At 54.7% G+C, this 13,133-nt stretch carries 12 protein-coding genes; 4 read left to right on the plus strand and 8 right to left on the minus strand.

Features of this window, described 5'->3' with window-relative positions; all coding sequences use genetic code 11:
* Positions 1-103: 103 nt before the first annotated feature.
* Together GOV91_RS22560 and GOV91_RS22565 are read right to left on the minus strand one after the other, a co-directional pair.
* On the minus strand, positions 104-763 hold the full coding sequence (locus GOV91_RS22560) for a cytochrome c family protein (RefSeq protein WP_254440665.1): 660 nt from the start codon (positions 761-763) through the stop codon (positions 104-106).
* Positions 757-1,041, minus strand: coding sequence for a hypothetical protein (locus tag GOV91_RS22565; protein ID WP_217352030.1), 285 nt, complete (start codon positions 1,039-1,041; stop codon positions 757-759). The genes GOV91_RS22560 and GOV91_RS22565 overlap by 7 nt, the downstream gene beginning before the upstream one ends.
* Positions 1,042-1,136: 95 nt before the next feature.
* Between GOV91_RS22565 and GOV91_RS13165 the strand changes: the two genes are divergently transcribed.
* The 3 genes from GOV91_RS13165 to GOV91_RS13175 are packed head-to-tail and all read left to right on the plus strand — an operon-like array spanning position 1,137 to position 3,529.
* Positions 1,137-1,661 carry an RNA polymerase sigma factor gene (locus GOV91_RS13165; protein WP_254440666.1) on the plus strand — a complete coding sequence of 175 codons (525 nt, stop codon included), beginning with the start codon at positions 1,137-1,139 and terminating at the stop codon, positions 1,659-1,661.
* A complete protein-coding gene (locus GOV91_RS13170; protein WP_171235856.1) occupies positions 1,658-2,395 on the plus strand; it encodes a hypothetical protein in 738 nt (245 codons plus the stop codon). The genes GOV91_RS13165 and GOV91_RS13170 overlap by 4 nt, the downstream gene beginning before the upstream one ends.
* A 57-nt stretch (positions 2,396-2,452) precedes the next feature.
* Entirely contained in the window at positions 2,453-3,529 is a 1,077-nt protein-coding gene (locus GOV91_RS13175) for a helix-turn-helix domain-containing protein (RefSeq protein ID WP_171235857.1), read from the plus strand.
* Here the strand turns inward: GOV91_RS13175 and GOV91_RS13180 are convergent.
* On the minus strand, positions 3,502-4,392 hold the full coding sequence (locus GOV91_RS13180) for a LysR family transcriptional regulator (protein ID WP_171235858.1): 891 nt from the start codon (positions 4,390-4,392) through the stop codon (positions 3,502-3,504). The two genes, GOV91_RS13175 and GOV91_RS13180, sit on opposite strands and share 28 nt — an antisense overlap.
* 107 nt (positions 4,393-4,499) lie before the next feature.
* Here GOV91_RS13180 and GOV91_RS13185 point away from each other — a divergent pair, with 107 nt between their 5' ends.
* A complete protein-coding gene (locus GOV91_RS13185) occupies positions 4,500-5,501 on the plus strand; it encodes a sterol desaturase family protein (RefSeq protein WP_171235859.1) in 1,002 nt (333 codons plus the stop codon).
* A 154-nt stretch (positions 5,502-5,655) separates the two neighbouring features.
* Here the strand turns inward: GOV91_RS13185 and GOV91_RS13190 are convergent, their stop codons facing one another.
* From GOV91_RS13190 to GOV91_RS13210, 5 genes are all read right to left on the minus strand, one after another.
* Positions 5,656-6,960, minus strand: coding sequence for a UDP-glucose/GDP-mannose dehydrogenase family protein (locus tag GOV91_RS13190; protein WP_171235881.1), 1,305 nt, complete (start codon positions 6,958-6,960; stop codon positions 5,656-5,658).
* A gap of 579 nt (positions 6,961-7,539) precedes the next feature.
* Positions 7,540-8,610 (minus strand): DUF2793 domain-containing protein, encoded by a 1,071-nt coding sequence (locus GOV91_RS13195; protein ID WP_171235860.1) that lies wholly within the window; start codon positions 8,608-8,610, stop codon positions 7,540-7,542.
* 165 nt (positions 8,611-8,775) lie between these two features.
* Positions 8,776-10,215: a mannose-1-phosphate guanylyltransferase/mannose-6-phosphate isomerase gene (locus GOV91_RS13200; protein WP_171235861.1), complete on the minus strand. Its 1,440-nt coding sequence runs from the start codon at positions 10,213-10,215 to the stop codon at positions 8,776-8,778.
* Positions 10,216-10,284: 69 nt separating this feature from the next.
* Entirely contained in the window at positions 10,285-11,178 is an 894-nt protein-coding gene (locus GOV91_RS13205) for a UTP--glucose-1-phosphate uridylyltransferase (RefSeq protein ID WP_171235862.1), read from the minus strand.
* 679 nt (positions 11,179-11,857) lie between these two features.
* Entirely contained in the window at positions 11,858-13,060 is a 1,203-nt protein-coding gene (locus GOV91_RS13210) for a lytic murein transglycosylase (protein ID WP_254440667.1), read from the minus strand.
* Positions 13,061-13,133: the final 73 nt, after the last annotated feature.

The raw sequence follows: 13,133 nt of genomic DNA on the forward strand, positions 1-13,133 counted from the left end.
GGAGCGCGCGTTTTTTTTTGCGCTTCAAAAGGAAAACAGGATCGCCTGATCATTAGTTCGCGGGTGACCGCGCGACTGAATCAAGGCCGAAGCTCGGTAAAACTTAGCTTTCGCTCTGCAGATATGCCAACAAGTTGACGATTTCTTCGTCTTTTTTCAGACCGCGAAACTGCATCCGATTTCCAGGGAGGAAGCCTTTGGGATCGGCCAGAAATGCAGTCAAGTTTTCCTGTGTCCAAACTATGCCAGAGTTCTGCATAGGAGCGGAATACTTGAAGCCTTCAACCTGGCCCGCTGGCTTGCCAATAACGGCATGCAAGGAAGGGCCGACAGCGTTACTGCCTTCGTTCAGTTTATGGCAGGCGCTGCATTTGCGAAAAACCTTTTTCCCTGCCTTGATGTCTCCTGACGCGGCGGCTGAAACGGCCGCAGTTTCTGCTGCTGGTGTTGCGGCGGCCTGTTTGCTGTCAGAGTGAAAGATCAGCCGGGCCGTGATAGGAACTGTTCGGGTGATGCTTGGCAAGTTTGCCAATTCCATCAGCTTGTCGACACCTGCGTTCACACCGGCATCTTCTGCGCTGAGGAACACCATATCATTGGTGGAGACCAGGACCGAAGTTTCGGATAGCCGCGCGACAAACAGTTCTGTGTCGAAAGAAACGTCCGAGCCGACCAGAGACAGCCCGGATGCTGCATCTACTGTGGTGGTTTCGCCAATCGACAGCCCGGATACTTCGGCCATGTCGAAGTCAGCTGTCAGCATTGTGAACCGGCTTTACGAAAAACAAATTCAATCATCCGCTCGTTTCGAATATCGATATTGGTCTCGACTGATGACAGGTCGATGGTGATTTCAGCGTGACCATCTTGGGTCACATGCCCGCTGAGTTTGCTAAAGCTGTTGACCTCACCCACAGCGTTTTTCTTTATGGTGCCATAAGCCAAGTGCGAGTTGTCGCTGTCCAAAGTCCACGTGCCGGCAAGAACAGGTGTTGCAACAATCGCCGACGCAATCGTGACTGCTTTCAACAGAAGTTTCATTTCATTCCTCCGAGGTTTATGACAATTTTGCCGAGCGGGCCCGGTCCGTGAAAACCAAACACACATAGGTCGCAATTTATTCGATGAATGCTGAAATGACTTCCGAACAGGCCGTCCGCGATGCGGTGCAGACGCACTCGAAACGCGTCTGGCGGTTTGCGCTGGCATTGTCTGGGGCGTCTGACGTGGCGGATGACCTTTTGCAGGCGACATGTCTTCGAGCTTTGGAGCGTAATCATCAGGCCACGCCGCATAATCGTCTGGACAGCTGGCTGATGACAATCTGCCGGTCAATCTGGCTGAACGAAGTGCGATCACGCTCGGTCCGTCGGGCGCAGGCATTGTCGGTAACGCCCGAAGCAGACCTTGTGGCGACAGGGTCGGACACAGAAACGAATATTTTCGTCACTGAAGTGTTTACACAAGTGATGCAGCTTCCAGAAGCGCAGCGGGAAACGGTTTTGCTTGTGTTCGTCGAAGGGTACAGTTACCGCGAAGCCGCTGCCTTGCTGGAAGTTCCCATCGGTACGATTATGAGCCGGCTTTCGAATGCCCGGCAGAAACTGAAAGCGGTGATGCAGCCCGATGCGGCGGACACCGCGCGACGGAGTGGTAAATGACGTTTTCCGACGAAACGCTGGTGGCGTATCTGGAAGGCACCTTGGATGAGGCTCAGAGCCGCGCTATTGAGGCTGCGGTCGAGACCGACACCACGCTGGAACAACGACTGATGGCGCTGGATCCATTTGCGCCAATTGTTCGTGATGTTTTTGAGAAACTTCCGGCTGAGGCGCCAGCTATCGAGATGCCCGATCCGGTGATGCCAGCTGCGCGCGGCAGTGGTCTGCGCCTTGTTGCAGTCGCAGCGAGTGCGGCGATTGCTGCCGTTGCCGTGACCTTTTGGGCCACTCGACCGGCAGACCTGGGCTGGGCACAGCAAGCTGCGATCTATCAGTCGCTTTACGTGCCCGAGACCATAGCCTCGCTAGACAGTTCAACCAAATCGCTAGACAAGCAATTTGAAATGGCTGAGGCACAGCTTGGGCGGTCTTTGAACCGTGAAACGCTGGAATCCTTGCCGGGGTTAGAGCTGAAACGGGCGCAAGTTCTGTCCTTCAAAGGTAAGCCTCTGATCCAGGTTGTTTTTGCGGATGAACAAGGCCAACCCTTTGCGTTTTGTGTTCTTCGTCAGGGGCCAGATGCCCCACCGGCTGAGATCAAGCAAGCGGTGCTGAGTGGGTTGGCGACAGCCACATGGGCGCAAGATGGCTACGGGTACATGCTGTTGGGCAATTCGCCGCAGACTGATTTGCAGGATGAGTTGGACGTTCTGACCCGGACCTTTGCAGGCTGATCAGAAACTCTTGGAAAGCCTCTTGTGAACCGGTGCAAATGCCCGAAGAATGCCGGTATGAATTCGAAGAAACCCATGCCACTTGCGGAGGATGAGGCCGAAGATCTCGGCCCGGCCAGTATTTTTGACGGTGATCCGACCGAAGAAGAGGATTTGTGGTTTTTGCCACCCGATGAGGTGGACGACGAGGATTACTTCCCGCCCGGCCCCCGATCTGATCGGCGTTTGTTGTTTGACCCGCGTGAATGGCGGGCAGCGCAGTCAGACCTGTCGGCAGAGCTAGCGGATCTGGCGCTGACGTTTGGGGCGCTGGACGAACGGTTGCGTGCTGGCCCTAAAGGGTGGACCCATCGTCTGGCTTTGATGGAGACGTCTGATCTGGGCTGGTGGACTGGTGATCGGGTCAGCGTGGACCGATTGGCCTTGTGGACTGGCCTACGCATTGGTGCGACCCACGACGACGTGCAAGCATTGTTCCGTGCGGGTTGGGCTGTGCGCCGATTAAGCTCGGGCGCTGCTCCTGCGGAAGGGGGATGGGAAAGCGGGTTGACCGCGTTTCTGGACCGTCTGGCGCAGGGTTCTGATGCCGCACCCGAGGCTGTTGTGGATTTGGCGGAAGTTATGCAAAGCGCTGAAGGTTTGCATCCGGTGACGCAATCGGCAATTGCGTTTCATGCATGGCGCGCGATCGCGCAGGGCATTGGACAAGACACAGAGGCCGCCGTGATTGCGGCGCGGCACGCTGCGTCCATGGGGCGCGGTGGGGCCCTGTTTATGCCGCTGGCCTTGTCTGGCCCAGGTGCCTTGCGTGGGGCAGGTGAACCGACAGAAAAGTTGAGGGCCTGGATACGAGGGGCCGGGCAAGCGGCCCTTTCCGGTTTGTTGCATCTCGACCGGATCAGTGCCTGGGAGGTCAAAGCCCGGGACGTTACGCAAGATCTGAGCGGGCGCACGCCACCACGCCTGATTGAGGCGCTGGCCTCGTGGCCCATGGTGTCAGCCCCTTTGGCCGAAGATCTGACCGAAGCGTCGCGCGCGGCGGTTCAGCGCAATTTCGACTTGTTCAGCCGCCGAGGTTTGGTGCGAGAGGTCACAGGGCAAGGGCGTTATCGCGTTTGGACAGCGGCGCTATAGTCTAGCAGCCAGTCACGAAAGATGCGGGCGGGTTTGCGCATGGTTGCAAGCGATGGGTAGATCAGGTGGTATGCTTCTTGTCCTGCGACTGCAGCCTCCGGTAGGCATGGCACCAGACCCGTCCTTTCTGTGATCCGATCCGAAGCAGGCGCGCGGGCAAGGGCGATACCCATCCCGCTGGCTGACAGTTCTGCTGCCATGATCGAATTGTCTGCAAAGAAATACCGTGCCTGTCCTGAAGGCAAGCGTAGGCTTTCGAACCAATGCGGCCAACTTGCGCGGTGCGTTGAGACCTCGATCAATGTGTGCTCCAGCAGGTCTTGTGGGGTTTTGATCTGTGCAGTGACTGCAGGTGGTGCAACAGGGTAAAGAACTTCTCGAACCAGCTCATCACCTTCGGTGCCAAACAGAGCAGGGTTGCCAAAAACAATCTGCAAATCGGTAAATCGATTGGCAAAATCCGAAACGATGTTTCCGGTGGCCAGTGACAAGTTGATATCAGGATGCCCGGCTTGAAATAGTGAAAGGCCCTTGGCGAGGATTCCATGGGCGAAAAGCAACACAGACTGCACGTAAAGTCGCTGCTCCCGTGTTTCTCCAAACAGGCCGGTGGTGGCGGTTTCCAGCATCAACAGTGACTGTTGCACCGACGGCAAGTAGGCCCGCCCGGACTCGGTCAAGGTAACGGCATGGGCGTGGCGGTGGAACAGAGGGGTGCCCAGTTGGGTTTCCAGCGCTTTGACCTGTTGGCTGACGGCCGCGGCGGACATGTTCAGCTGCATCGCCGCCCGGGCAAAGCTTTCGGTACGTGCGGCAGCTTCGAACACGCGTAACCAGTTGAGAGAGGGTATACGGGACGACATTTTTACAGGCTAAGCAAAGCTTGCCCTGACCTGCAAGACAAACCGTGCTGAACCTTGCCAAAGTTGCTCTAGCGTGCTGGCAGCGAACAGCATGAACGAGCCACACCATGACAGAACCTGCTTTGCCTCCGCGTCCCAAGCGCAAAATCTGGAACTTTACACCGCAATTGCCAATTCAGACGTCTCCGTACTGGGATTGGCCTATCAAACCCGTGGCGACCCTGCGGTACCTGCTGCAAAGCTGGAACCCATTGGCGCTGCGCGCGCTGCTGCTGGTCTTTGCCATCATCACCTGGAATTACCTGACCCCGTCACTCGTCCGGATCCAGACGTTCAGTTGGGATTGGGTGGCCGAGATCTGGTTTAGGAATTTCTGTATTCTAATGGTGGTTGCAGGTGGCTTGCATCTGGCACTGTGGAAATTCCGCACCCAGCAGGACGAATACCGCTATGACATGCGTCCGATGATGAAGGGCGCAAAGGTCTTTACCTTTAAGAACCAGGTCTGGGACAATATGTTTTGGACCTTAGGCCCGGCGCTGACCTTCTGGACGTTCTGGGAATGCCTGATCCTGTATTCCTATGCCAACGGCTGGATCACCATGATCACATTCGACAGCAATCTGACATGGTTCATCGCGGTTGTAATCTTTGTCCCGATCTGGGCTGGATTTCATTTCTACTGGCTACACCGTCTGCTGCATGTCGGCCCGCTTTATACCAAAGTGCACGCCTGGCATCACCGCAACATCAATACTGGCCCGTGGTCTGGCCTTGCTATGCACCCCGTCGAAAGCTTCTTTTTGATGTTCGACACGATGATCTTTTTCCTTCTGCCGTCGCATCCGGTCCACGCCATCTTCCTGCTGTTTCATCACGGCATTGGCGCGCCGACCTCTCATGCCGGATTCGAGCATGTGAAACTTGGCAACAAAGCCAAGTTTCAAGTCGGGGATTTCTTTCACCAGCTGCACCACAGGTTCTTCGATTGCAACTACGGCACCTGGGAAACGCCTTGGGATGAGTGGTTCAACACGTTCCACGACGGCACGGACGAGGGCAACGAAATGGTTAAAGAACGCAGGCGCAAGATCTGGGCGGGCGAGTAAAGCCGCACCAGTCCTTTGCCGAGCCCGAAACGACCCGGCAAAGGATTGGGGTTTACATCCAGACGTAACCCCTCATTCTGCTGCGAAGCATCAGGGTAAGTTGGCCGAGTTAGAAGAGGCACCGGTCAAAGACAAACGACCAGATCGGGTAAGCTCAGCGCCCGACCCCGACATAGGTTTCGAAACCTGCCTTCAGGGTTTTGCTTTCTGAGTAGATATTGCGCAGATCCACCATTCTGGGGGTGCTCATCGCCGCGGCCAAATCGCTAAGGTTCAAAGCCCTGAATTCGTTCCATTCGGTCAGCAGAACCAGCACATCAGCCCCTTTTGCTGCCGCATAAGGATCATCGCACCAGTCAACACCAGGCAACAAAGCTTCACCCTCAGATTTGCCTTGTGGATCTACGACGCGTACTTTTGCTCCTCCGCCGATCAGGGCGGGGACAATGGACAATGACGGCGCGTCGCGCATGTCATCCGTGTTGGGTTTGAACGTGACACCCAGAACGGCAATGGTTTTGCCGTTGAAGCGATCATCACAACCTTCGCGAATCTTTTCGATCATGCGCTTTTTGACTTCGTCATTCACGCGAATGACGGTTTCCGTAATCTGCATCGGATGCGCGTGATCCTGGCCAATCCGCGCCAGTGCCGCAGTGTCTTTGGGGAAGCACGACCCGCCATAGCCGGGTCCGGCGTGCAGGAACTTGTTGCCAATCCGCCCGTCCAGGCCCATGCCTCGGGATACCTCTTTGACATCTGCGCCAACTTTTTCGCACAGGCCCGCGATTTCATTGATAAAGGTGATCTTGGTCGCCAAGAACGCGTTTGCGGCATATTTGATCATCTCGGCACTTTCCAGATCGGTTGTCAGGATCGGAAAATCTCGTAGGTAGAGAGGGCGGTAGATTTCGGCCATCACTTCGGCGGCGCGGTCGTTTTCAACGCCCACGACAACGCGGTCGGGGCGCATAAAATCGTCAATTGCGGCACCTTCGCGCAGAAACTCTGGATTGGACGCGACATCAAAATCCGCCTTTGGATTAGCTGCGGCAACCACCTCTTGTACCTGTCTGTTGGTGCCAACGGGTACGGTCGATTTTGTGACGATCACCGTATAGCCAGTGACGGCATTTGCGATTTCTTCTGCGGCGGCCATGACATAGGTCAGGTCTGCATGGCCATCACCGCGCCGGGTTGGTGTGCCCACCGCAATGAAGACGGCATCTGCTCCATCCACCGCATCTGCCAGATTAGTGGTAAAACTCAGTCGACCAGCAGCCACGTTTTTGGCCATCAAAACATCCAGGCCCGGCTCGTAAATTGGAACCCGTCCGGCTTTGAGCATGTCGATCTTTTGGTTTGCCTTGTCGACGCAAATCACATCGTGACCGAAATCCGAAAAGCACACGCCGGACACAAGGCCAACGTAACCGGTTCCGATCATCGCAATACGCATCATTTAATCCTTTTTTACCAATACCTGCCGACAATGTGCGAACAATCGAAGAAATGGGCGCCAAATTCAATGATTCAAAGAGGCCTCAGGCTGCATCCCATAGAGTCTCGTTGTTTTTGATGCAATAAGGGCATTGAATTATTTGAGTGCGCGTCGAAGACAAAGATGCCTGTGGTCGCGGATATTCGGGTCAGACAGCACTGATTTCACCGAGATCTCATCGAATAAGGAATATTAATTACATGGGATTAGACGTGCGCTAAGGTATCCATTGCTCAAGATCTTGGCCACAAAGTCGCCGAGCCGAACCAAGGTTAGCATGACACTGACGGAGCTATCAAAAGCTATGAAGCCTTTGGTTTTGCGACGGTCCTTTGGAAATCGGGACATGGTTCCGAAAATCGGCCGCTTTCGAACCAATAAGGTCAAAAGTGACGTTTTGTTGAAAGGGGACGGTTCAGTTAAATACCAGGGTCGCAAAGATGGACTTCGTGGGCTCCCACGTGACTTCCGGAACAGACCAACTTAGACCAATTCGAAAAACAGCCGCCCGATACAAGGGGCGGGCGGCCGATTCTGTCAGTACCAACGCCCGACCGCGATTACGGTCGCAGACAGTGCCGAGGAATCTGAAAGGACCGACAGCACCTTGCAGTTAACCTGTGTTGTGTCGGGTGTATCCAAACCGATAAACCGATCAACTGCGCCTCCGCTTCCACTCACACAGGGTGTCGCAGCAAAGGCGATGGGAAAATCCCAGGTCAGTGCTGAACTGGCGAACAGAGCACCTTCAGTATTGGTGCAATCAACCGCGGGCAGTGTGAACGTGCAGATCTGGGTCCCATCGGCGAACCGAACGTACTCTCCGTTTGCGTTATGGCCACGTTCGATGACGGCTCCGGTAGGTGTGCCAGTGTTCTCAGAAACCGAGCCCAAAAGGTTACCGGGGCCGTAACCGAAATCTGCTCGCATAAGGCGGCCAGCGGTGGTGTCGGACGCGTCACTTTGGACGGCTGCACCTGTGGCTGCTCCGGTGTTGGGATCAAAGCTCAACGCATCTGTCCAGCTCGCACCGTCGGGGGACACCTTGATGGAAAACCCAGTGCTGCCGGACAGACCCATTTCGGCATGACCTGTCCAGTTCGACTGAAACAGAAGTGATGCAGTATCACCAGAGCTGGCCTTGTTAATTTTTAGCTGATGCCCACTGCCCTCGTGGGTCAGCAAGGTGGCGGGGCTTCGCACTGTGAGGCGGTTTGTTGTGTCCGAAGGTGCCGATACGCCGACGCCATCCAGATTTTGCATGTTAACGGGCACAGGGGCCCAGGCTGTGCCATCCCAAAGTTGAAATTCGCCAGTGCTTTCGTCCCAGGCGCGCCAACCTGAAGACGGGGTCACGAAATGCCACGCATTGTCCAACCAGGCGGCAAGGTCCCCGGCGTGCCCCACCCAGTCACCTGTTGGTGAGGCCCCAACCGCATGAACCTCGCCCTGTTCGGGAACCACTGGCGGTGTATTTGCGTTCGTTGAGCGGACCGTTAATTGCACGATCAGATCAAGTCTTCGCAGAGCCTCGTTGTGAGTGACGTGTTTTTGCGCCTGTGATGGTTGCAGAAAGGGAAGGTTCAGTCGGGGTGAGGTTTGTGACACGAGGGTCCTCCTGTAGCTGTCGGCCCGAAACATCGGTTGCGCGCTACACTGCCGCGAAGCGCGTCAAACCTTTGTGACCGGGCCGACCGCCCGGAAAACCTGTTGTTTACTATTGATCGTCAAGCCAGGAGAGCCCAGCCAGATTAGATCAGGAGCTTTCGCCAATTACTCGCGGGAATAAATGTCTTCGTAGCGAATGATGTCGTCTTCACCCAGATAAGCGCCCGTCTGCACTTCGATCAGGACCATAGGAACTTTGCCTGGGTTTTCCATCCGATGTGTGGCGCCCAATGGGATGTAGACGGATTGGTTTTCACTCACCAGTTGCTCTTTCTCGTCGATGGTGACTTTGGCGGTGCCCTTGACCACAATCCAATGCTCGGATCGATGGTGATGGGACTGAAGGCTCAACGCGGCACCCGGATGGACGTGGATCCGCTTGACCTGAAACCTGTCACCGACCACAAGGCTTTCGAACCATCCCCACGGGCGGTGATCTACCGGCAGCGTCTCTGCCTGTTTCGCCCCTTTTTCCTTCAACGCGGTTACGGCTTGTTTTACATCCTGTGCCTTGTCCATACTGGCAACAAGAACTGCATCTGGCATCGCAACCGCTATAACGTTCTCAAGCCCCATCGCGACCACTTCCTGTGTGGGCGATTCTGATCGTATCAGAACGTTTCGGCATTCGATAGCGGTGACGTCACCATTTGTCACCACGCCATCTTCATTCACATCCGACAGTTCTTGTACAGCGGTCCAGCTTCCGACATCAGACCATCCAGCGGAGTATGGGACCACACTGAGATTTTCCGCTTTTTCCATGACCGCATAGTCGACTGAGATGTCTGCGCTTTCGGCCCAAGCGGCACGGTCTAACCTCAGGAAGCCCAAGTCGGTTTTTGCCTCGGCAACGGCTTTTTGCACAGGTGCGATCAAACTTCCTGCATGTTGTTCGAATGCAGCCACGATGTCGCGCACCGCAAACAGAAAAATACCCGAATTCCACAAATAGCTGCCGTCTTCCAACATTGACCGTGCGGTGTCAGCGTCTGGTTTTTCGACAAAACAATCCAGCGGAACCGCGCGTTCACTCGAATCCGGTGCGTGACTGAGTTTGAGGTACCCGTACCCCGTTTCCGGACGTGTGGGCGTAATGCCAAACGTCACCAGATCACCACGTTCGCTGACGGCGCGCGCGCCTTCGGCGACCGCCTTGTGGAACGCGGTCTTGTCTGGAATCACATGATCTGACGGAGCCACAAGCATGATCGCGTCCGGGTTGCGGGATGCAAGATAGAGGGCAGCAGCCAGAATAGCAGGGGCTGTGTTGCGCCCTTCTGGTTCAATCAGAATTGGTCCGGGGTCAATGCCAACTTCGGCCAGTTGTTCCGGGACGATAAAGCGGAAGGCCTCATTCGTCAGAACCAGCGGCTTTGCATATGGCGCTTCTGATGGCCCAAGCATGCGTTCTGCGCAATCTTGTAGAAGTGTGGTTTCTCCCACCAACGGAACAAACTGCTTGGGATAACTCTTGCGCGACAGAGGCCATAAACGTGTCCCTGATCCTCCGCAAAGAATGACAGGATGAACTGTAATCGTCACTGCGTTTGCCTTTGAACTGGTAACCACTGAATGTACTTCATTAATCGTACTCGATGAAATGGCTTTTAACTATTGGGCTGCTTTTCCGGTGGCGACAATATCATTCAGGTATTGACTCAGGTCATCGCGCAAATCGGCACGAGCCAGCGCAAAAGCTACTGTGGCTTGCAAAAAGCCCGATTTTGAACCGCAATCAAAGCGCTGACCGTCAAATTTGTAGCCAAAAACAGGGACCCCATCTGCAATGTCTTCCGCTATGGCATCGGTCAGCTGGATTTCACCGCCACTGCCGGTTTTCATAGTATTCAGGTTGTTCAGCACAGATGGGCGCAGAACGTAGCGTCCTATAACGGCTAGGTTAGAGGGGGCTTCGTTCGGCTCGGGTTTTTCGACCATTCCTCTGGCCGGGATGGCAGGGCCGATGCTGTCACCGACATCCAAAACCCCGTAAGCGCTTGCTTTTTCGGGAGAAATCTCCATGGTCGCGACCATGTTGCCGCCGGTTTCCTCATAGGCTTCTATCATTTGTTGAAGGCACGGCTTGTCTGCAGCGATTACATCATCAGGCAGCATGACGGCAAAGGGTTCATCTCCAATTAGGCGGCGGGCGCACCAAACGGCGTGTCCAAGACCCAAAGCTTTGTGCTGACGGATATAGGCAATCGCGCCGCTTTCCATGTTCGTCTTGTCTAGGATTTCAAGCAGCTTGTCTTTTTTCTTGGCCTTCAATTCCTGCTCTAACACGAGATTGTGGTCAAAATAGTCTTCGAGCGCAGATTTCCCGCGAGAAGTGACAAAAATAAATTCCTTAATGCCTGCGGCACGTGCTTCGTCGATGGCGTACTGCACCAACGGGCGGTCTACCAAAGTCATAATCTCTTTTGGGACCGACTTGGTTGCAGGCAAAAACCGCGTTCCCATACCTGCAACTGGAAAAATCGCTTTGGTGACCTTGCGTGTCATGATGCCTCTCAATTTTTAAATTCAGCCGGAAAAGCGGAATTGATCCGACATGTTCTCATAGGCTGCGTAACTCTATCAATCAATGAGACCCGATAGCCTGGGTGGCAATTGGTCAAATCGTGCCACCTTGTCTGGCCGGTGTCAAAACGAGCTCTTTCATCGTGGTACCGGATTCGAGTGATAATTGGCGTCTTTTCACGATATTTACAGTGTCCCCGATCTGCGTGCTGTGAACTGGTTACGGTTGAAGTTCAGCCGGTCCAAGCCTGAGTTCCGGCTATCTGGCAAAAGTTGGGTGTCTCTTTGGGTATCTGAAAAATCTAGGCTTACGGGAAGCATCTTATTCATAACTATATGCTTTTTACATAAGCCTTCCGGTGTCCTGGTGCGGTGAAAAAAACTGTGTGATCCAATTGTTCTCGAAGTATTTGGGGGGATGAAAAAGGGGCACGACGAAACTTGGGTAGGAGTTTTGAGGCCGTTCTTGAGGAAAAGTGATTTTATAAGAGGCATATGCCGGTCCCCGTTCTTCTGTTGTGAAATCAGCAACAATCCACTCAAAATCATTCCAATGGACGTGGTTCGGGTTTGTCGATTGTGCGCATTGGGGTTCCGCAGGGTGCCCGACGTGACAGTAGTGATTTTAGCCCAAGCAGCTAATCAAGTTGTAAGAACACCTTTAGGGGGTCAGTTGTGCTTTCATCGCAGGTTCTGGAGAGCAAGTTGGCGCAAGGCCCGAAGCCGTTTGCCACCGACCAATCGAGCGGCGTGTTTTGAAACCTGGCAAACCATCGGCACCGCCAACGTCATGGCCCATCTTCTCGAGGGTCCGCTGCATTGCAGCGATGTCAGAACGGTACAGCCCACCGACCGGACGCCATTGCCCAGAAAAATCGCCGACACCGAATTGAATGCGGTCGCCAACATGCCCAACGAACAGAGCGTATAGATCGCTATTGTTGTATTCTTTGAGCACATAGAAATTTGGTGTAACCAGAAAGGCCGGTCCATGGCGCCCAGCTGGCATCATCAGATAGCCGAGGCCGTCACGCTCATGGCCCGGAAAGGGCCTGCCTAAAATCCGGCGTATCCCCATTTTTTCCCATTCGTGAATGGGTCGGCCCTGATCGGGCCCTTCCAAAGCGCAGGACACATTCGCGGGAACGGAAACTTCGAAACCCCAGTCTCGACCGTTTAGCCATCCATGTTGGTCCAAATAATGGCCGATGGACGCAATTGTGTCAGCGGGCGATCCCCAGATGTCAACCCGGCCGTCCCCGTCGCCGTCTCTTGCATAGGTCAAATAATTGGATGGCATGAATTGTGGCTGACCCAATGCACCCGCCCAGCTGCTTTTCATGTCCCGGGCAGGTAAATAACCAGCCTCGGCTATTTGAAGCGCCGCAATTAACTCGTTTGTAAAATACTCGGCACGCGTGCTCATGAACGCTTTGGTCGACAGAACGCGAAACGCGTCGTGGCGGATGGGCACCTGTCCGTACCCGCTCTCTCTGCCCCAAATCGCAAGAATTATGCGGCCGGGCACTCCGGTTTCGCGCTCGATCGAGGCAAGTATTGCGGAATGCTGCTTTGCCATCTTGCGCCCAACAGAGGTAGTACCCTGAACGGATCCTGAGTTGAAGTACCGGCCAGGCGAGCCGAACTCGGCCTGTTTCTGATTTTTCGGTGTCTTGGCCTTTTGTCCGGGCGGGACCAGATCTGGCAGTTTCCAGTTCAGGGTTACGCCAGAAAACGCCTGTTGCATCGTATCCCGTGAAACCCCTTTGGAACGCGCTTTTGGCCAGACCACCTCTTGCAACCAGGTTTGGAATTGACGTTCAACTTCAGCGCGATCCTGAGCCAGCGCAGCTTGCGAAGTCAAAATAAGACCTATGATTGCAAGTATTTTGTGTATCAAAACCAAGTTGCGTCCCTGTTTTGGCCGGGGCTCGACT

The sequence above is a fragment of the Ruegeria sp. HKCCA6837 genome, assembly GCF_013034475.1.
Taxonomy (GTDB): domain Bacteria; phylum Pseudomonadota; class Alphaproteobacteria; order Rhodobacterales; family Rhodobacteraceae; genus Ruegeria.